19 protein-coding genes are annotated in these 20,096 nt (G+C 67.3%); 12 read left to right on the top strand and 7 right to left on the bottom strand.

Annotated features, from left to right (window positions below):
* Positions 1-115 precede the first annotated feature (115 nt).
* Both AC5LXK_RS23750 and AC5LXK_RS23745 read left to right on the top strand, forming a co-directional pair.
* The gene (locus AC5LXK_RS23750) at positions 116-1,666 is read left to right on the top strand and encodes a diguanylate cyclase domain-containing protein (protein ID WP_493393915.1); all 1,551 of its coding nucleotides are present in this window, start codon (positions 116-118) and stop codon (positions 1,664-1,666) included.
* Between the two features lie 260 nt (positions 1,667-1,926).
* Positions 1,927-2,202: a hypothetical protein gene (locus AC5LXK_RS23745; RefSeq protein WP_493393914.1), complete on the top strand. Its 276-nt coding sequence runs from the start codon at positions 1,927-1,929 to the stop codon at positions 2,200-2,202.
* Between the two features lie 214 nt (positions 2,203-2,416).
* Here AC5LXK_RS23745 and AC5LXK_RS23740 read toward each other — a convergent pair whose 3' ends face one another.
* From AC5LXK_RS23740 to AC5LXK_RS23720, 5 genes are all read right to left on the bottom strand, one after another.
* Positions 2,417-2,800 carry a nuclear transport factor 2 family protein gene (locus AC5LXK_RS23740; protein WP_493393913.1) on the bottom strand — a complete coding sequence of 128 codons (384 nt, stop codon included), beginning with the start codon at positions 2,798-2,800 and terminating at the stop codon, positions 2,417-2,419.
* Positions 2,801-3,028: 228 nt separating this feature from the next.
* A complete protein-coding gene (locus AC5LXK_RS23735; RefSeq protein WP_493393912.1) occupies positions 3,029-3,160 on the bottom strand; it encodes an MFS transporter small subunit in 132 nt (43 codons plus the stop codon).
* 17 nt (positions 3,161-3,177) lie between these two features.
* Positions 3,178-4,581 (bottom strand): L-lactate MFS transporter, encoded by a 1,404-nt coding sequence (locus tag AC5LXK_RS23730; RefSeq protein WP_493393911.1) that lies wholly within the window; start codon positions 4,579-4,581, stop codon positions 3,178-3,180.
* Positions 4,582-4,996: 415 nt separating this feature from the next.
* A complete protein-coding gene (locus AC5LXK_RS23725) occupies positions 4,997-6,052 on the bottom strand; it encodes an aldo/keto reductase (protein WP_493393910.1) in 1,056 nt (351 codons plus the stop codon).
* Between the two features lie 83 nt (positions 6,053-6,135).
* Positions 6,136-6,717 (bottom strand): flavodoxin family protein, encoded by a 582-nt coding sequence (locus AC5LXK_RS23720; RefSeq protein ID WP_493394041.1) that lies wholly within the window; start codon positions 6,715-6,717, stop codon positions 6,136-6,138.
* A 118-nt stretch (positions 6,718-6,835) separates the two neighbouring features.
* Here AC5LXK_RS23720 and AC5LXK_RS23715 point away from each other — a divergent pair, with 118 nt between their 5' ends.
* The 10 genes from AC5LXK_RS23715 (at position 6,836) to AC5LXK_RS23670 (ending at position 17,729) form a co-directional block, all read left to right on the top strand.
* Positions 6,836-7,741, top strand: a complete 906-nt coding sequence (locus AC5LXK_RS23715; protein WP_493393909.1) for a LysR family transcriptional regulator — start codon at positions 6,836-6,838, stop codon at positions 7,739-7,741.
* 96 nt (positions 7,742-7,837) lie between these two features.
* Positions 7,838-8,872 carry a succinylglutamate desuccinylase/aspartoacylase family protein gene (locus AC5LXK_RS23710; RefSeq protein WP_493393908.1) on the top strand — a complete coding sequence of 345 codons (1,035 nt, stop codon included), beginning with the start codon at positions 7,838-7,840 and terminating at the stop codon, positions 8,870-8,872.
* 64 nt (positions 8,873-8,936) lie between these two features.
* Positions 8,937-9,347, top strand: a complete 411-nt coding sequence (locus tag AC5LXK_RS23705; protein WP_493393907.1) for a WapI family immunity protein — start codon at positions 8,937-8,939, stop codon at positions 9,345-9,347.
* Between the two features lie 137 nt (positions 9,348-9,484).
* Entirely contained in the window at positions 9,485-10,408 is a 924-nt protein-coding gene (locus AC5LXK_RS23700; RefSeq protein WP_493393906.1) for a recombination-associated protein RdgC, read from the top strand.
* Positions 10,409-10,890: 482 nt separating this feature from the next.
* The gene (locus AC5LXK_RS23695; protein ID WP_493393905.1) at positions 10,891-11,451 is read left to right on the top strand and encodes a GNAT family N-acetyltransferase; all 561 of its coding nucleotides are present in this window, start codon (positions 10,891-10,893) and stop codon (positions 11,449-11,451) included.
* 50 nt (positions 11,452-11,501) lie between these two features.
* The gene (locus AC5LXK_RS23690; RefSeq protein ID WP_493393904.1) at positions 11,502-12,449 is read left to right on the top strand and encodes an ABC transporter substrate-binding protein; all 948 of its coding nucleotides are present in this window, start codon (positions 11,502-11,504) and stop codon (positions 12,447-12,449) included.
* 49 nt (positions 12,450-12,498) lie between these two features.
* Complete coding sequence (locus AC5LXK_RS23685; RefSeq protein WP_493393903.1) at positions 12,499-13,548, top strand: LLM class flavin-dependent oxidoreductase; 1,050 nt, start codon at positions 12,499-12,501, stop codon at positions 13,546-13,548.
* Between the two features lie 7 nt (positions 13,549-13,555).
* On the top strand, positions 13,556-14,908 hold the full coding sequence (locus AC5LXK_RS23680; protein ID WP_493393902.1) for an LLM class flavin-dependent oxidoreductase: 1,353 nt from the start codon (positions 13,556-13,558) through the stop codon (positions 14,906-14,908).
* A gap of 60 nt (positions 14,909-14,968) precedes the next feature.
* Positions 14,969-16,762: an amino acid ABC transporter permease/ATP-binding protein gene (locus AC5LXK_RS23675; RefSeq protein WP_493393901.1), complete on the top strand. Its 1,794-nt coding sequence runs from the start codon at positions 14,969-14,971 to the stop codon at positions 16,760-16,762.
* Positions 16,763-16,796: 34 nt separating this feature from the next.
* Positions 16,797-17,729, top strand: coding sequence for an ABC transporter substrate-binding protein (locus AC5LXK_RS23670; protein WP_493393900.1), 933 nt, complete (start codon positions 16,797-16,799; stop codon positions 17,727-17,729).
* 57 nt (positions 17,730-17,786) lie between these two features.
* Here the strand turns inward: AC5LXK_RS23670 and AC5LXK_RS23665 are convergent, their stop codons facing one another.
* Together AC5LXK_RS23665 and AC5LXK_RS23660 are read right to left on the bottom strand one after the other, a co-directional pair.
* Positions 17,787-18,881 carry an LLM class flavin-dependent oxidoreductase gene (locus AC5LXK_RS23665; RefSeq protein ID WP_493393899.1) on the bottom strand — a complete coding sequence of 365 codons (1,095 nt, stop codon included), beginning with the start codon at positions 18,879-18,881 and terminating at the stop codon, positions 17,787-17,789.
* A gap of 70 nt (positions 18,882-18,951) precedes the next feature.
* On the bottom strand, positions 18,952-19,920 hold the full coding sequence (locus AC5LXK_RS23660) for an ABC transporter substrate-binding protein (protein WP_493393898.1): 969 nt from the start codon (positions 19,918-19,920) through the stop codon (positions 18,952-18,954).
* Between the last annotated feature and the right edge of the window lie 176 nt (positions 19,921-20,096).

Genomic DNA, 20,096 nt, shown 5'->3' with positions numbered 1-20,096 from the left:
CCCGCGCTGTCCATTTTTCATGGTAATGTCGTGCGCATCCGGCCCGGCCGGGGCTTCCGCCACGTGCCGTGCGGGCGCCGCCAGCCATCCCGACATCGTGTCGAGGTCAAAAACCATGGCAGTCAGGGCATCTCTCCTGAACTCCGTTCTCGCCACTCCCCCCTCCGGCAACCACCGCGTGACGGCCGCGCTGCGTCCATCGATGCTCGTGACGCTGTTCGAGGACGTGCGCCCGATGGCGCTGTCCGGGCTCGCGAGCGGCTTCGTCGCCGCCGTCGCGCTGATCCGGCTGCAGCAGCTGTGGTGCGTCGCGTGGCTCGTCGTCGACATCGGCCTGCTCATCGCGCGCCTGTCGATCGCGCGGGCCTATGCGGTACGGCGCAACGCCGGCGACGACCGCGCCGAGTACTGGGCCAGGCGCTATGCGCCGGTGTCGCTCGTCGCGTGCTTCGTGCTCGGCCTCGGCGTGATGGGCTGCGTGCAGGCCGTCGACGTCGAGCTCGGCACGCTGTCGGTGATGGTCGCGGGCGGCGTGTTCGGCGGCATTGCGTCGCGCAATTCGGCGCTGCCGCGGCTCGCGATGACGCAGGTCGCACTCGGCGTGCTGCCGATCGGCGTCGGCGCGCTGCTCGCGCACCGGGCGGGCGCGTGGCTGCTGCTGCCGCCGCTCGCGATCTATCTCGCGGCCATGCGCACGGTCGTCCAGCGCCACTACCGCGTGCTCGTCGCGCTGATCGCCGCGCGCCAGCGCAACGCCGAACTCGTCGCGCGCTTCGACGCGGCCCTCACCTACATGCCGCACGGCCTGTGCATGATCGACGGCGACAGCCGCGTGATCGTCGCGAACCGGCGCACCGCGCAACTGTTCGGCTCGCCGCGCGAGATCATGCTCGATACGCCGCTGCCCGCCGTCGTCGCGGCGCTCGGCACGAACACCGCAACCGATCCCGGCGGTACCGGCCTCGCCGCGCAGTGCGAAGCATGGCTGAGCCGCAACGAGCCCGTGCCGTTCGACATCGCGCTCACCAACGGCCGCCAGCTCGAAATGACACGCCACCGCGTGCCGGACGGCAACGCGGTGATCATCGTCGAGGACGTCACCGCGCGCCGCCAGACCGAACAGCACATCCGGCACCTCGCGCGGCACGATGCACTGACCGGTCTGCCGAACCGCCACGAACTGCATGCGGAGCTCAAGCGGATGCTCGCGCGCCGGCCGCGCCTGCCGAACCCCGCTTTCGCCGTCATGTACCTCGACCTGGACGGTTTCAAGTCGATCAACGACCGGTTCGGCCACCAGGCCGGCGACGAAGTGCTCACGCAAGTCGCCGAACGGCTCGGCAAGACGCTGCCGCCCGGCGAGCTCGCCGCGCGCGTCGGCGGCGACGAGTTCATCGTCGCGATCGACGACACGACGATGCAGGCATGCTCGATCCTCGCCGCGCGGATCATCCGGCAGATCTCGGCGCCGTACGCGCTGTCGATCGGCGAGACCGTCTGCATCGGTATCAGCATCGGCATCGCGCTCGACGACGGGCACGGCTCGCCCGACGAACTGATCCGGCAGGCCGACAGCGCGCTGTACGACGCGAAGTCGGCCGGCAAGGGCATCTACTGCTTCTATTCGAGCGGCAGCCGCCGCTTGGCGCCGGCCGCCGCAACCTGAGGCGACGCGCGCACCGCCCGCTGCTTCCCCGGCTTTTCCCTGCCTGCCGCATCCTCCCGACGATTCAATTCCGAAACGCTTTGCGGGTTCGCACGTGGCGTCGCGCGTTCGCGTGTCACGTGACGTGTTCCGTAACATCGCCGCTCGCCACGTCTCACGTTGGCCGCAGAAGCCGGCACGATCGATGCAGCGCACGGCTTTTCAAGGCTGGCACTCTTATTGCTCCCTGTCAGGGAAACAGGTGGTCAGGGAGACCCAGCATGAATACCGTCGAAGTCCTCAGCCGCAGCGAAACCATCGACGAACTGGACGTGATCGACGGCGAATCGCTGATCCGCCGGCTCGTGTCCGAACGCCGCATGCCGGCCGTACGCGAAGCCGCATCGATCGACAATCCGCCGTTGACGCTGTACGGCGCGTTCCGCCAGGGCGTCGCCGATCACGGTGCGCGACGCGCGAATCCGTATCGCGCAGGCAGCCGTTTCTGGGCACTGTGGGAAGAAGGACGTCTCGAAGCTGAAACATCGGGACGGTAAGACGATTGCATGCGCCGGCCCTGTTGCGACAAGGGGGCGGCGCGAAATCCAATACCTGAACGCAGCCGGCCCGCGCATCGGCATGCGTTCATCGATGCAACATCGCGCGTCGTCCCTCGTGTCGTGCCCGCCGAGCAAAATCGGTGTCCATCGGCGAAGCAAGGATGTCGCTTCGCCGGCGCACGCGACACCGTTGCAGCGCCGATCGTCGTGGTCACGCGATCGGCTGAACCCATTGCCTCCGCCATGCGGGCGCGTCGAAGGGATCCGAAAAATACTGGGTCTCGTGGACGACCTTGCCGTTGCGGAACTCCATGATGCTCACCGTGTAAGCCGGCCGCCCGTCATACGTGATCGCGTATTCCGTGATCCACAGATTGCCTTCCCCCTGAATTCGCCTGACATCGAAACCTGCCGGCTTGCCGGGATGATGACTCCGCAAAGCCTGCAAGTTCGTTCGCCCGAGGATGCGCTCCCCTGACTGCGGATAGTCGCAGACCGCATCGTCGTCGTAGATATCGTGTTCCGCGTCGAGATCGCCGTCCGCCGACGCTTGCCAGTGCGCATTCAGCGCTTCACGTATTCCCTCTTCCTGCATGGAATGCCTCCGGATACCGTTTCGCGTGTCGTGGAACAGGCCCGCGGTTGTCGGTCTCGATGACGTCGAGACGCCATGAAGCATGTACTCGTCAGTGCGCTTGCCACGGTAAGCAGGGGGCGCCACTTCCTCATGACAGATAGCGATTGGCAAAGATGCGACTGCGCGCGGCGTCTGCGATCGTCGAACCTGCGTCGACCGATCGTGTCCGATCGGACGCGCACGCCCTCACCCAAACAGCTTCATCGCCGTCGTCAACGTGTTCACCACGCCCCAGGCCAGCGGCACCAGCACATAAAGCCAGAACACGGCCAACACCGCCTTGTTGGTCGGACGAACGGCAGTAGCGGTTTCATTCATTGCGGCGTCTCCTGAATTCATTTGCCGGCTTCGAGCTGGGTATCGGTCATGTGATGGCGCTCGTCCACGTGCTTGACGAACAGGTTGCAGACGAAACCGATCACGAGCAGCGCCGCCATGATGTGAACCGTCATCGTGTACGCATCGGCCTTCACGACGCCGTGCGCCACTTCATACGCACGGATGTAGTTCACGAGGACCGGCCCCGCGATACCCGCCGCGGCCCAGGCAGTCAGCAGCCGCCCGTGAATGCCGCCGACATACGCGGTCCCGAACATATCCGCGAGATACGCCGGCACCGTCGAGAACCCGCCGCCATACATCGACAGGATCAGACAGAACGTCAGCACGAACAACGCGATCTGCCCCGACGATGCAAACAGCGGCGCGCAGAAATACAGCACCGCCCCGAACGCGAAGAAAATGAAATACGTGTTCTTGCGCCCCACCCAGTCCGACGCCGACGCCCACACGAAACGCCCGCCCATGTTGAACAGCGACAGCAGCCCGACGAAGCCGGCCGCAGCCGCCGCGCTCACCGCGCCCTTGAAGCTTTCCTGAATCATCACCGACGCCTGCCCGATGATGCCGATCCCGGCGGTCACGTTGAGGAACAGCACGAGCCAGATCAGGTAGAACTGCGGCGTCTTCAGCGCTTCGTCGATGTGCACGTGATTGGACGTGATCATCTTGTTCTTCGTCACCGCGGGCGCTGTCCAGCCGGCCGGTTTCCACCCGGCGGGCGGCACGCGGATCGCGAGCGCGCCGATCGACATCGAGATGAAGTACGCGATGCCGAGCACGACGAACGTCTCGGCAACGCCGACACTCGTCGCGCTCTTGAAGTGATTCATCAGCGCGACGGACAGCGGCGCGGCGATCATCGCGCCGCCGCCGAAACCCATGATCGCCATCCCGGTCGCCATCCCGCGGCGATCGGGGAACCAGCGGATCAGGGTCGACACCGGCGACACGTAACCGAGCCCCAATCCGATGCCGCCGACCACGCCGTAGCCGAAGTACAGCAGCATGATCTGGTGCGTCTTCACGCCGAGCGCGGAAATCAGGAAGCCGCCGCCGAAGCAGCACGCAGCCGTGAACATGGTGCGACGCGGGCCGACCCGTTCGAGCCACTTGCCGGCGAAGGCCGCCGACAGGCCGAGGAAGAAGATGGCGAGCGAGAAGATCCAGCCAAGCGTCGTCAACGACCAGTCGCCCGGCGCGGAATCGGTGACGCCGATCACTTTCGTGAGCGGACCGTTGAACACCGAGAACGCATAGGCCTGGCCGATGCACAGATGCACGGCCAGCGCCGCGGGTGGCACCATCCAGCGCGAAAATCCCGGTTGCGCGATGGTGGCTTCCTTCGAAAAGAAAGGCGCGGCGCCCGCCGGGGCGCCTGGCTCGATAACGCTGCTCATCAGTGGTGTCTCCATTGGGGATCGTGTGCGATCCGTTTTGTATGTCGGCGTGTCGACCGGACGCTGTCGTCGCTTGTCAGGCGGGAGCGCCGCCCTATATGCAACACATGAGCATATTCAAACGTACGTCGGGTCGATCCACCGGCCGTTTTTGGCATCGGCTTTGGAGAACTTAGTTCATCAAAACTGCATGTTCAATATGCAATTCTTTATCCTATTCAGGATATCCCGGTTGGCGAAGCGGAACGAGACGGGCTTGAACCCCTCGCCAGCCGGCTCCGCACCACCGCCGGAGCCGGAGCCGGAGCCGGAGCCGGGTTGGCACCACGCGCCATCCGACGCCGCGCTCCGCCAAGCGCACGCAGCTCGACACGGGGCGGCGTTGCAGCCCCCGGCTCGAACGCTGCGTTACGTCCTATTTCGACGCGGCGCCCGTAAAAGGCTGCGGCACCCTGCCCGCTTCCTGACGATCGATCATCCAGCCGGGATAGCTCGGCGGCAACGCACTCACGGCGTCCAGACGCGCAAGCTCGTCTTCGGTCAGCTCGACCTCGACCGCGCCGAGATTGTCGTCGAGCTGCTCGACCCGTTTGGCGCCGATGATGACGCTCGTCACATGCGGCTTCGCGAGCAACCACGCGAGCGCGATCCGGGCAACCGAAACCCCATGCGCGTCGGCGATGGCGCGCATCGCGGCCACGCACGGCCACGCGCGCTCGAGGTCGACCGGCGGAAAATCGAAATGGCTGCGGCGCGAGCCTTCCTCGGTCGGCGCGCCGGGACCGAACTTCCCCGACAGCAACCCGCCGGCGAGCGGCGACCAGACCAGGAGCCCCATCTGCTCGTCGATCGCGAGCGGCACGAGTTCGCGCTCCACGTCCCGGCCGGCGATCGAATAGTAGGCCTGCAGCGTCTCGAAGCGCGTCGCATGAAGCGCCTGGCTGAGGCCGAGCGCCTTGCCGATTTTTCCGGCGCGCCAGTTCGAGACGCCGACATAGCGAACCAGCCCCTGCCGCGTCAGGTCGTCGAGCGCCCGCAACGTCTCTTCGACCGGCGTGACGGAGTCGGTCGCGTGTATCTGGTAAAGGTCGATATGGTCGACCTGGAGGCGTTCAAGGCTTCGCTGCACGGAATCCATGATGTGGCCGCGCGACGCCCCCTGATCGTTGGGCTTCGGGCCCATCGCGCCGGCCGTCTTGGTCGCCAGCACGATCTCGCTGCGCGGGACGCCGAGGTCACGTAGCGCCTGTCCGACGAGGCGTTCGGACTGGCCGAACGAATAGATGTCGGCGGTATCGATGAAGTTGATTCCCGCGTCCAGCGCACGTGAAATCAGCCGGGTCGCGTCACGCTGATCCAGTGCGCCGATCGACGCCCACATGCCGGCATCGGCATTGCCGCCCAGCGTCATCGTGCCGAGACACAGTTCCGAGACATACAGGCCGGTGCGGCCCAGTCGCTTGTATTTCATGATCGTATTTCCTTCAGGCTCGGCTTTAAAAGAAGCGGCGACGTCCGGTCCGGCGCACCGCGCATGCCAGGACTTCAGTCGACTCAGGACTGCCCGGCGCCAAATTGCGCGGCGATCGTCGCGACGCGTGCGCCATAGCGGCGCGCGGTCTCGAGATCCCCCGGCGACATCTCGTCGGGCGACGCGTCGGCCGGCGTCTGCGCCATCGGTGCGATATAGGAGCCCATGCGGTTCAGGTCGTCACGCACCGACGCCTTCAGGTTCGCCGGCTTGATGTCCATGCTCACCCAGATACCGCCGTGCTGCCCGGCCAGCAGGACGAAGTATTCGAGCGTATTCAGCTTGTCGCCGTTGACGCTTGCGCTGTTGGTAAAGCCGCCGAAGATCTTGTTGCGCCATGCGCCGTCGAACCACGCCTTCGACGACGCATCGGCGAACTTCTTGAACTGCCAGCTGGGCCCGCCCATGTAGGTCGGCGAACCGAACAGGATCGCATCGGCGCCGGCCAGCGTGTCCCATGCGTCTTCTGCAATGTTGCCGTCGGCGTCGATGGCGACGAGGACGGCGCCGGCGCCCTCGGCAACCGCCTCGGCCAGCCGTCGGGTATGCCCATAGCCGGAGTGGTAGACCACGGCCGTCTTAACCGGAGAAGCGTGTCGCGTCATGGTTGTGCCCTTTCGTTCAGGTTGTCGCCGGATGACGACATCGGAAGGCACTCTACTGGGTCATAACTGAGTTATAAATGACGACCGATTGAACGTTCTGTTACTCCGTGGGTGAACAATGCAAAACCTCGATGCGCTGTTGATCTTTGCGCGTGTCGCCGAAATGACGAGCTTTACGCGGGCGGCCGAAAGCCTGGGCATCCAGAAAGGGCGTGTCTCGACGGTGGTCCGTCAACTCGAACGCGACGTGGGGGTCGCGCTGTTGCATCGAACGACGCGGAGCGTGCAGCTGACCGACGACGGCCGCGCGTTCTATTCGCGCGCACGAGACCTGCTGGCCGACGTCCAGGAACTGCAATCGATGTTCTCCGGCGGCAGCACGCGCCTGCGCGGCAGGTTGCGCGTCGACATGCCGACCGAGCTGGCGCGCAGCGTCGTGGTGCCGGCGCTCCCGCAGCTGATGGCGGCACATCCGGAGCTGGAACTGGAGCTGTCCAGCACCGATCGGCGTGTCGACCTCGTGCAGGAAGGATTCGATTGCGTGATCCGCATGGGCCCGATCGTGGACGAGACGCTGATTGCCCGACCGCTGGGCCGGCTGCGCATGATCAATGCGGCAAGTCCCGACTATCTGGCGCGGTATGGCGTGCCGCTCACGCTCGACGATCTGCTCGGCCAAGGGCACTGCATGGTCCACTACTCGCTGACGCTTGGCGCCCGGCATGCCGGCTGGGAATATCCGAGCGGCGACGGCTATGCGACGCTGGCGCTGCCGAGCGCGATGCAGGTCAACAACGTGCAGACCTATCACGCGGCCGGGCTTGCCGGCATCGGGTTGATCCAGGCCGGCTATTCAGGGGTCGCGAATCACATCGCGAGCGGCGCGCTGGTGGAGGTGCTGCCCGACCTGCGTCCGGAACCGCTCACCGCGTCGCTCGTCGTGGCCCATCGGCGCAATTTCTCGCCGCGCGTCCGGGCGTTCATGGATTGGATCGAGCCGGTACTGGCGCCGTATTTCGATTGAGCGCGCGTGGACGTTCCGCGGTGCGCGCGCCCGGTGCGCCGCGCGGCGGTCGTTTCCCGATAAGATGGCAGATTCCGTTCATCGAACGACGCTGCCATGACCGCCTCCTCCTCACACCGAAATCCCATTCACTGCGAAATCGATCTCGACGCGCAAGGCAAGCACGCGGGCTACCTGCGGCTGCCGCACTCCGTGCACCGCTCGGCATACGGCTGGCTGCCGATCCCGATCGCGTCGATCCGCAACGGCGACGGCCCCGTCGCGCTCGTGATGGCCGGCAACCACGGCGACGAGTACGAAGGCCAGATCATCGTGTCGCAACTGATGCGCGAGATCGAACCCGAGATGGTCGCCGGGCAGCTGATCCTGCTGCCGATGGCGAATTTCCCGGCGGCGGACGCGGGCCTGCGCGTGTCGCCGCTCGACGAAGGCAACCTGAACCGCAGCTTCCCCGGCGACCCGACCGGCACGCCGACGCAGATGATCGCCCACTACATCGAGCACGCGCTGCTGTCGCGCGCGCAGTATCTGGTCGACCTGCACTCGGGCGGCAGCTCGCTGCTGTACCAGGGCGGCAACATGCTCGCGATCGATCCGCTCGACGCTGCCGAAGCCGAGAAACTCAACGGGCTGCTGGTCGCGTTCGGGTTGCAGAATGCGCTGCTGCATGCGCCGAATCCCGTGCATTCGGCGTCGGCCGCGCGCCGGCAAGGCGCGATCTCGATCGTCACCGAACTCGGCGGCGCCGGCATGGCCGATCCGTCGCTGATCCGGCTCGGCCGTCACGGGCTGCTGCATTACCTCGGGTATATCGGCCTGCTGCATGGCGCACTCGTGCCCGACGCGCCGCCGACGGTCACGCGCTTCATGCGCGTCGACGGCGATCGCCATTTCGTCTATGCATACGAGCGCGGGCTATATGAGCCGCTCGTCGAACTCGGCGACCAGGTGAAGGCCGGGCAACCGGCTGCATGGGTGCATTTCCCCGATACGCCGCTACGCGAACCGGTGCTGCACCGGTTCAAGGGCGATGGCGAGGTGGTGTGCAAGCGCGTGCCCGCGCAGGTGCAGCGTGGGGATTGCCTGTTTCAGCTGGCGGAGTTGTCGACGCCGGCGCGGGTCGTCGAGTGATTCAGCTGAAATGTCCAAGCAACCTCATGTGGATCCGAGTGAACCCTGCTTGCAGATCGGGCGCTTGAAACTCTGGGTCCATGGCCGTCAATTTCCGTTGGCGCAGGATTACTGGGATGGAAACTGGTTGCACGTAACGGCGCGATACGACTCTGGACACTCATCCGTTTCAACAGCCGGTGCCATCGTTCACTTGGGTGAAGTGGCGCGGTTCCTTGACGAATCCGAACATCTCTACGCATCGCTGTCTGGCGTCGCGAAGCTTGATTGCATCGAGCCCAATCTCGGCGCGACCCTGGCAGCCCGAACAGGCGGGCACATCGACGTGCAGATCGACATCACGCCCGACCACTTGTTGGAGCGGCACGAATTCAAGGAATCGATCGACCAATCGTACCTGCCGGCAATCATCTTGCAATGTCGCGACATTCTGATCCGGTATCCCCTTCGCGATCCGAAACCGGGAACGGACTAGCGCAAGCCGATTCGCCTCTGCCGGGAACTTTACCGCCGACTTGTCGATTTGCCGCGCGAACGCGGTCTTCCGCAAGCGCCTGCTTCCGGCCGGGAGCGTCAACGTAAGATAGAATGACGCGCTTTGCCCGTCCTCCTATGTGGTTCAAGAACCTTCAGCTTCATCGTCTTCCGGCACCTTGGGCCGTAACGCCCGACCAGATGGAAAAATGGCTGGCGCCTCACGCGTTCCAGCCGGGCAACAGCGTCGACATGCAAAGCGCCGGATGGGCGTCGCCGCGTGACGACGGCGCGCTCGTGTATTCGATCAACCGGCAGATGCTGCTGGTGTTTCGTGCCGAAAAGAAGCTGCTCCCGGCGTCGGTCGTCAATCAGGTGACCAAGGCACGTGCGCTTGAAGTCGAGGAACAGCAGGGCTTCAAGGTAGGCCGAAAACAGCTGCGCGAACTCAAGGAGCAGGTTGTCGACGAACTGCTGCCGCGCGCGTTCAGCATTCGCCGCGATACCCGCGTGTGGATCGACACGGTGAACGGCTGGCTCGTCATCGATGCGGCGGCACAGGCGCTTGGCGACGACGTTCGCAGCCTGCTCGTCAAATCGATCGACTCGCTGCCGCTCGCCGGCGTTCATGTGGCGCGTTCGCCGGTCGCCGCGATGACGGACTGGCTGCTGTCCGGCGAAGCGCCGGGCGGATTCACGGTCGACCAGGATGCCGAGCTGCGCTCGAGCGGCGAAGGCGGCGCCACGGTGCGGTACGTCGGCCACGCGCTGGAAGCGAACGACATGCGCCGGCACATCGAAACCGGCAAGCAATGCATGCGCCTCGCGATGACCTGGAATGACCGGATCTCCTTCGTGCTGACACCGTCGCTGACGATCAAGCGTGTCACGCCGCTCGACGTGATCAAGGAGGCGGCGGATCCCACCGCGCAGAATGACGATGAACGCTTCGACTCCGACGTCACGCTGATGACGGGTGAACTGGAGCGGATGCTGACCGGTCTGGTCGATATCCTGGGCGGCGATCGGCACGACTCGGTCGATCAGGCGGCAGCGGCCTGAACGCCGTCGTCGCCGGGGATCATCGCCCCGCGACGGCGGGGTTTCGCGCTGACGCGATCATTCGACGAGGACCGCCGCCACCGTGCCGGCGGGTCGCGGCGCCCCTGAAGCGCCAGTCTCGAATCGGCATGGCTGGCCGATCATCGAAACCACCGCACCCCGCTGTTCCGCGACGTTCGTCTGCGTTGCCCGCACGCCGAACGGGCCCGGCTTCCCACCACACCCGTTCGCCTCGCCCCACCCCACGCCCGCTGCAAGCCTTCTGACGCTTACCGCGAAATCCTTATCGAAATTGCTTCGTTCGCCTTTGCCGGCCGCCCCGCTAACGTGTTCGAAACGGCGGCGGCCCGCCAACGGCATCGCAGGATGCACGGCGACCGCCGCCATCACGACAACTGCGTCGCGATAGCGGAACAGACAGGACGGGCCGCGTGCCCGCACCCCGCCAGGAACGTCCGCATCGCGCGCCCTCCGCGATGCCCATGGCCACGAACGACCGCCTCATCGACACGACGCCGCTCGACGTCCGCGCGCAGCCGCTGATCGACGCGCTGATCGACGAGTATTCGACGCGTTACAACGCATACCGCCCCGACAGCCGCGCATCGGCCCGCGACGAACTCGCACGCTACCCGGCCGAACTGTTCACGCCGCCCGAAGGCGCGTTCGTGCTGCTGCTGCGCGACGGCGAAACGATCGGCGGCGGCGCATTCAAGCGCTACGACGCACGGACCGCCGAGCTCAAGCGCATCTGGACCCACACCGACCTGCGCCGCCAGGGCCTCGCACGACGCATCGTCGATGCGCTCGAACTGCGCGCCGCGCAGCAGGGCTACCAGCGCCTCTACCTGACCACCGGCTTTCGCCAGCCCGAAGCCTGGGCGCTGTACGACCGCACCGGCTATACGCGGCTGTTCGATTCGTCGATCGACCCCGAAGCGTATTTCCACCTGCGCTTCGGCAAGGATCTCGTCGATCCGTCGCGCACGTCGACGCTCACCGACCTGTGGGCGCCCGTGCCGGAACCGGTGCTGCCGCGCTGACGCCCCGCCTTTCACCTCGCACATTCCGCCTTCCACGACAGGACGTTTTCATGCAACGAGCCGTACCGCTTTCCTCCCGTGCCGTGCGCACGCTGGCCGCCGCGCTGATCGGCCTGACCGCCTTCGCCACGGCAGCCGCCGCCTCGACGTTCGACCTGAGCCCCGAACAGCGCGGCCGCCCGCGCGGCACGGCCGATGCGGCAGTCGAGCGCGCGGTGCCCGCGTCGTTCAAGTTCGCCGAAGCCGGCACGCTGACGATCGGCATCGCGCCGAGCCTGCCGCCGATCAGCTCGTATGCGACCGACGCACGCACCGTGATCGGCTTCGACGCCGACATCGGCCAGCTCGTGTCCGACAGCCTCGGCCGCAAGCTGAAGATCGTCGCGCTCGCGTGGGCCGACTGGCCGCTCGCGCTCGAATCGGGGAAGGTCGACGCGGTGATCTCGAACGTGACCGTCACCGAGGAGCGCAAGCAGAAGCTCGACTTCTCGACCTACCGCAAGGATCAGGTCGGCTTCTACGTGCGCAACGACAGCAAGATCCAGGCGATCCGCGAGCCGAAGGACGTCGCGGGCCTGCGCATCGTGACCGACGCCGGCACCAACCAGGAAAAGATCCTGCTCGCGTGGGACCGCGAGAACGTCGCGCACGGGCTGAAACCCGTGCAGATCCAGTACTACGACGACCAGGCGATGCGCATCGTCGCCGTGCAGTCGGGCCGCGCCGACGCCGTGTTCAGCGTGAACTCGGTGCTCGCGTACCAGAGCGCGCAGCAAGGCAAGACACGGCTCGTCGGCGCAATCAGTGGCGGCTGGCCGCGCACGGCCGACATCGCGATCGCGACGCGCCGCGGCAGCGGCCTGGCCGATCCGCTGACCGTCGCGCTGAACGGGCTCATCAAGAGCGGCCGCTACCAGCAGGTGCTCGACCGCTGGAACCTCGCGTCCGAAGCGATCGACCAGTCGCGCACGAATCCGCCCGGGCTGCCGAAAAGCTGAACGCCGCACGCCACCGTCCATCCACGCTCACGCAGGAACGCCGCTCACCATGTCTTATTCGCTTTCGCTGCTGGACAAGAGTCCGATCGCCGACGGTGCGACCGCCGCCGATGCGCTGCGCTTCACGACGACGCTCGCGCAACGCGCCGAACAGCTCGGCTACGAACGCTTCTGGGTCGCCGAGCATCACGGAACGCCGGGCTTCGCGAGCTCGGCCCCGGAGGTCGTCGTCGCGCACCTGCTCGCGCACACGTCGCGCATCCGCGTCGGCTCGGGCGGCGTGATGCTGCAGCACTACAGCCCGTTCAAGGTTGCCGAGACGTTCAAGCTGCTCGCCGCGCTCGCGCCGGGCCGCGTCGACCTCGGCATCGGCAAGGCGCCCGGCGGGCTGCCGCTGACCACGCGCGCGCTGCAGTGGTTCCACGACAAGGCGCGCAAGCCCGACTTCGCGGGCCAGCTCGCGGAGCTCGACGCGTTTCTCGGCTGGGGTGTCGCCGAAGATCATCCGCTCGCCGGCGCGGTCGCGATGCCGGTGCCGCCGCAGCCGCCCGAGCGCATCCTGCTCGGCGGCTCGCCCGACAGCGGCGCGCTCGCCGCACGCAACGGCTGGCGCTTCTGCTACGCGGGGCATTTCAACGGCGACGACGCGAATCTCGAGCGCTCGCTCGACGCATACCGCGGCGCAGGCGGCATGAAACCGCTCGTCGCGCTGTATGCGGTCGCCGCGCCGACGCGCGACGAAGCCGAGCAACTGATCGGGTCGCTGAAGATCTTCAAGCTGCAGTTCGCGGGCGGCCAGAGCTTCAATCTCGCCAGCGCGCAGGCGGCCGCCGAATTCGCGCGGCAAAGCGGCGCGTCCGACTACCGGATCGACGAGTTGCGCCCGACGGTCCTGGCCGATACGCCCGAGCGCGTGCATCGCGCACTCGACGCGCTGAGCCGGCGGCTCGACGTCGACGCATTCGTGATCGATTCGCCGGTGTCCGACTACGCGGCGCGGCTCGCATCGGCCGAATGGCTCGGCGGCACGCTGTCGGCCACCCCGTTGCAGGCGGCCCTCGCGGCCGACCGCTCCTTCTCCCCTGACCAGAACGCGTGACGCTCCCATGACGACCCGACGATCGATTCCCTTCGGCCTGATGCTGCAAGGCGCAGGCAGCCACATGAACGCATGGCGGCATCCGAGCAACCCGCCCGACGCCAGCATCAACCTCGACTTCGCGATCGGCGTCGCGCGCAAGGCGGAAGCCGCCGGCATCGCGTTCGCGTTCGTCGCGGACGGCCTCTACATCAACGAGAAGTCGATCCCGCACTTCCTGAACCGCTTCGAGCCGCTGACCGTGCTGTCGGCGCTCGCGGTCGCCACGAAGAAGATCGGGCTCGCGGGCACGATCTCGACGTCGTACAGCGAACCGTTCACGGTCGCGCGCCAGCTCGCGTCGCTCGATGCGATCAGCGGCGGGCGCGCGGGCTGGAACGTCGTGACGACGCCGCTCGAAGGCACCGCGAAGAATTTCGGCAAGGCGCACCCGGATCACGAACTGCGCTACGAGATCGCCGACGAATACCTCGACGTCGTGCAGGGCCTGTGGGACAGCTGGGACGACGACGCCTTCGTGCGCGACCGCGCGACCGGCCGCTTCTTCGATCGCGACAAGCTGCATACGCTCGATCACCACGGCCGCTTCTTCCAGGTCGCGGGCCCGCTGAACATCCAGCGCTCGCCGCAAGGGCAGCCGGTGATCTTCCAGGCCGGCTCGTCCGACACCGGAATCGGCCTCGCGGGCAAGTACGCGGATGCCGTGTTCACGCATTCGCCGTCGATCGAGGAAACGGCTGCGTTCACGAAGCGCGTGAAGCAGAGCGCAATCGAGCACGGTCGGCAAGCCGATGACGTGAAGATCTTCCCCGGCGTCGGGCCGATCGTCGGCCGCACGGCCGCCGAAGCGGAAGACAAGTACCAGGCGATCCGCGACCTGCTGACGATCGACGAGGCGCTCGCGTACCTCGGCCGCTATTTCGATCACCATGATTTCACGCAGTACGCGCTCGACGCGCCGTTCCCCGAACTCGGCGAGCTCGGCCGCAACAGCTTCCGCTCGACCACCGACCGGATCAAGGCCGACGCGAAGCAGAAAGGCCTGTCGCTGCGCGAGACCGCGCTCGCGGTCGCCACGCCTCGGCCGAACTTCATCGGCACGGCCGAGCACGTCGCCGACGAACTGATCCGCTGGCACGACGCGGGCGCCGGCGACGGCTTCATCCTCGGTTTTCCTGTGCAGGCGCAGGGTGTCGACGATTTCGTCGAACTCGTGATTCCGGCGCTGGAGGCGCGCGGCCGCTACAGCCGCGACCTGCCCGGCGCGACGCTGCGCGACCACCTCGGCCTGCCGCGCAAGGCGAGCCGCCACGCGGCGCCCGACGCACCGCACGAAACGGCGGCCGAAGCGCACGCCTGACGCCACCGCGCCGCCCGTGCGCGGCGCGCCCGCCCGACCGAATCGAGGACTTTCAACGACATGAGCGACACGACCCACCTCGGCGGCGCGCTGCCGCCGCTCTCTTCCCCCGGCGCGCGCAACGCCGACACGCGTTTCCGGATCGTGCCCGCGCGCCACCGGGCGCGCACGGCCGGCACCGTGCTCGCACTCGTGCTGATCGCGATCACGCTGCATTCGATCCTCGGCAACCCGCAATGGGGCTGGCCGGTGTTCGCCGAATGGTTCCTGTCGCCGCCGGTGCTGTCGGGGCTCGCCCGCACGCTGGTGCTGACGCTGCTGGGCGCGGTATTCGGCTTCGTGCTCGGCGCGTTCGTCGCGCTGGCCCGGCTGTCGCGCTCGCGCCTGCTGTCCGCCAGCGCGTGGACCTTCGTGTGGCTGTTCCGCTCGATTCCGCTGATCGTGCTGCTGCTGATCCTGAACAACCTCGGCTACCTGTACGAACACGTGCGGCTCGGCGTGCCGTTCACCGACATCGTGTGGTTCGACACGCCGACCACCGACCTGATCAGCCCGTTCCTCGCGGCCGTGCTCGGCCTCACGCTGAACCACGCGGCGTTTTCCGCGGAGGTGATCCGCGGCGGCATTCTCGCGGTCGACCAGGGCCAGCTCGAAGCCGCCGCCGCGCTCGGGCTGCCGCGCGGCCGCCAGACGTCGCGGATCGTGCTGCCGCAGGCGATGCGCGCGATCCTGCCGACCGCGTTCAACGACCTGATCTCGCTCGCGAAAGGTACGTCGATGGTGTACGTGCTGGCGATGCCCGAGCTGTTCTACACGGTGCAGGTGATCTATCGCCGCAACCTCGAAGTGATCCCGCTGCTGATGGTCGCGACCGTCTGGTACCTGATCATCCTGACCGTGCTGTCGGCAATCCAGGTGCAGGTCGAGCGGCACTACGCCCGCGGCGCGCTGCGCAATCCGCCGCCGTCGGTGCTCACGTTCGCGCTCGCGCGCATCGGCGCGCTGTGGCAGCGGGTCGCGTCGCGCAACACGGAACCGACCGAACAAACCGAAGGCAATGCGCTCGCCGATACGGTAGCCGCCACGCCGCGCACCGGCGGCGAAGTGGTCGTGCATGGCGTATCGAAGCAGTTCGGCATGCAGCGCGTGCTCGACAACGTGTCGTTCGTCGCGCCGCGCGGCAGCGTGACCGCGATCGTCGGGCCGTCTGGCTCCGGCAAGTCGACGCTGCTGCGCACGATCAACCATCTCGAACGCGTCGACGACGGTTTCATCGACATCGACGGCGAACTGCTCGGCTATCGCCGCGACGGCGACGTGCTCTACGAACTGAAGGAGCGCGACGTGCTGAAGCGGCGCACGGCCGTCGGCATGGTGTTCCAGAACTTCAACCTGTTCCCGCACCTGACGGTGCTCGAGAACTTGATCGAAGCGCCGATCGCCGTCGCCGGCGTCGCGCGCGACGCGGCCGAACGCACCGCCCGCACGCTGCTCGCGCGTGTCGGCCTCGCGGACAAGGCCGACGCATACCCGCGCCAGTTGTCCGGCGGCCAGCAGCAACGCGTTGCGATCGCGCGGGCGCTCGCGCTGCGTCCGAAGGTGCTGCTGTTCGACGAGCCGACGTCCGCGCTCGATCCCGAACTCGTCAACGAAGTGCTCGACGTGATCAAGGAACTCGCGCGTTCGGGCACGACGCTCGTGATCGTCACGCACGAGATCGGCTTCGCACGCGAAGTCGCCGACAACGTGCTGTTCATGGAGCGCGGGCGCATCGTCGAGGCCGGGCCGCCGGCCGTCGTGCTCGACGCGCCGTCGCATCCGCGCACGCGCGCCTTCCTGTCGCGGGTGCTGTGATGCGCACCGCTCCCGATCTGCGAGGTGCCGCACGATGACCGACCGGCGTCAATTCATCAGCGCCGCGCTGGCTGCGGCAACGATCCTGCCCTGGCGGACTGCGCACGCGGCGGCGGCGACCGCCGATCTCGACCCGCGCCAGGCCGGCCGCCTGCGTGCGGAACGCGACGACGCGGCGATCCGCGCGGCGAGCGGCTACCGCTGGGTACGCGACGGCGCGTTCACGGTCGCCATTACGCCGCACGCGCCGCCCGTGTCGACCTACGCGACCGACGCGCGTACCGTGGTCGGCGCCGATCCCGACTATGCACAGCTCGTCGCCGACGCGTTCGGCCGCACGCTCGTGCTGGTGCCGACCGCGTGGGCCGACTGGCCGCTCGGGCTGACGTCCGGCAAGTACGACGCGGTGATCTCGAACGTCGGCGTGACCGAGAAGCGCAAGGAGAAATACGATTTCACGACCTACCGGCTCGGGCTGCACGGCTTCTACGTGCGCACCGGCAGCCCGATCGCGAAGATCGCCGGGCCGAAGGACATCGCCGGCCTGCGGATCATCACCGGCGCGGGCACGAGCCAGGAGCGCATCCTGCTCGAATGGAGCAAGCGCAACGTCGCGCAAGGGCTGAAGCCGACCGAACTGCTCTATTTCGACGACGATGCGACGGCGCGCGTCGCGCTGCTGTCGGGCCGCGCCGACGCGGAGCTGAACCCGAACGCGTCGCTCGCGTACGAGGCCGCGCGCAGCGGCAAGATCCGCCGCGTCGGCGTCGTCAATGCGGGCTGGCCGGCCAATGCGGATGTCGCGATCGCGACGCGCCGAGGCAGCGGGCTCGCGCCCGCGCTGACGCTCGCGACCAATGCGCTGATCGGCAGCGGCCGCTACGGGCAGGCGCTTGCGCGCTGGGGGTTGCAGAGCGAGGCGGTCGCGCGGGCGGAGACCAACCCGCCGGGGTTGCCGTCGTTCTGAGCCTTCAATGCAATCGCCCCGGCACGCCATGACGGCGATGCCGGGGCGACGTGAAGTCTACGCGGGCACCGCTGCGTGATAGCGGTCGAGTTCCGCGACATGGGCGTGAATCGCCGGAATCAGGTCGCGCCCGTAGGCCAGCGCATCGTCGAGCGGATCGAAGCCGCGAATCAGGAACGTCGATACACCGAGCCGGTAATACGCACCGAGCGCCCGCGCGACCTGCTCGGGCGTGCCGACCAGCGCGGTCGAATTCCAGCGCGCGCCGGTCAGGTTCGCGACGCCCATCCACAGCCGCTCGTCGAGTACGTCGCCCTGTGCGGCGGCCGCCATCAGCCGCTGCGAACCCGCATTCTGCGGGGTGTGGCCGGCGATCGGCTGACCGTTCGCGAGCCGCGCGGCGCGCACGCGCTCGCGGATCGCCTCGGCCTTCTCCCACGCGGCCGCCTCGGTATCGGCAACGATCGGCCGGAACGACACGCTGATCCGCGGCGCACGCCCGAACGGCGCGGCGGCGGCACGCACGCGCGCGATCTGCTCGCGCACCGCATCGAGCGGCTCGCCCCACGTCATGTAGACATCCGCGTGCTCGCCCGCGACCGCGAGCGCGGCCGGTGACGACCCGCCGAAATAGATCGGCACGTGCGGCCGCTGCGCGCCCTTCACCAGCGGCGACGCGCCGCGCAGCCGGTAGAACGCGCCGTCGTGATCGACCGGCGCGTCGGCCAGCCAGACCCGCTTCAGTACGTCGATATATTCGCCGGTGCGGCGATAGCGTGCGTCGTGCGGCACGAAATCGCCGTCGCGCTGCAGGTCCGCATCGTCGCCGCCGGACACGACGTTCAGCGCGAGCCGGCCGCCACTGAACACGTCGAGCGTCGCGATCTGCCGCGCGGCGGCCGACGGCACGATCACCCCGGGCCGGTGCGCGAGAAGGATACGGATGCGTTCGGTCGCGGCGGCCGCGAACGACGCGACGATGAAACCGTCCGCCGCGTTGCTGAAATGGCCAACCAGGATCTGGTCGAAGCCGGCGGCCTCGTGCGCCTGCGCGAAGCGGCGCACGTAGTCGGGCTGAACGGCCGCGCCGCCCGGTACGTCGACCTCCGCGCCGGGCGTCGCGGTGATCATGCCGATGATGTCGACTGGCATGTCTGAATGTCCTCGGGTGTGTCGATCTGGGATCGACGAAATCGTGGGAATCGCGGACGTGGCCGCACGGTCACTGCGCGGCGGCCGTCTTTTGCACCGGTGCCGCGAACGCGCCCGCATAAGAACGGTCGAGCAGCTTCGCCGTGTCGTACGCGGCGGGAATCACCCCGGCCTTGTGCAGGAAGTCGGCCGTGTTCTGTGCATCCTTCGCGGCCGCTTCGTCGACGGGGCCCACGCGCTGCTTCGCGTTGTTGAGCCAGCGGTACGCGACGTCGGGTTCGAGCTTCGCGCGCTTCGCCCACAGATCCGCGTATTCGCGCGGATGGCTGTCGACCCACTGGCGCGCGGCCACCACGCGCCGCAGGAAATCGGTGATCTCGGCGCGCTTGCCCGAGGCGGCCTGCTCGTTCGCGGCGACGAAGCTCAGTGCGGGCATCAACCCCTGCGCGGTCGTCACCGGCCGCGCACCCTGCCGCAACGCAAGCGTGCTGACGAACGGCTCCCACAGCGACACCGCGTCGACCGAGCCGTTCGCGAGCGCGTTGGTCGCGTCGATCGGCATCAGGTACGCGTACTTGACCGAATCGGCGCGCAGCCCCGCGTGTTCGAGCGCACGCAGCACGAGCTGCTGGCTCCACGCACCGCGCCATACCGCAATGGTCTTGCCCTGCAGGTCGGCCACGGTACGCACCGGCGAATTCTTCGGCACGAGGATCGCGACGCCGTCGAGGCTTTGCCGCGACACCGCGACGACTTTAACGGGCGCCCCGCGCGCGGCCAGCGTCAGCAGCGCGGAATCGCCGAGGAAGCCGAGGTCGATCGCGTTGCCGTTCAGGCTTTCGGCGACGGGCGCGGCGGCCTGGAAGTGCTTCCACTCGATCGTGTAAGGCAGGTCCTTCAACACGCCGGACGCCTCCATCGACGCCTGGATGTTGAAGTAGTTCTGTTCACCGACGCGCAGCGTGACGGTGTCCTTGGCGATGCCCGGCTGCGCGGCAAGCGCCAGCAAGAGCGCCGTGACGATTCGGCTCGACAACATGATCTCCCGGAGGGTTGGCGGGCGGCGGCGCGATGGCGTCGCCCTGTGTCCGCCATGCACGACGGCAGGCGGAACGGATGGAACCGGTGAAGATACGTCGATCCGATTCATGAGACAAACGCAATATTCTGCTATGCAAAGATGCAAATATTTTATGAAATGACCTCGACCTCACT

It is taken from the genome of Burkholderia pulmonis, from assembly GCF_984667975.1.
Note: the sequence above shows the minus strand (reverse complement) of the source record. Positions and strands in the feature narration are given on the sequence as shown.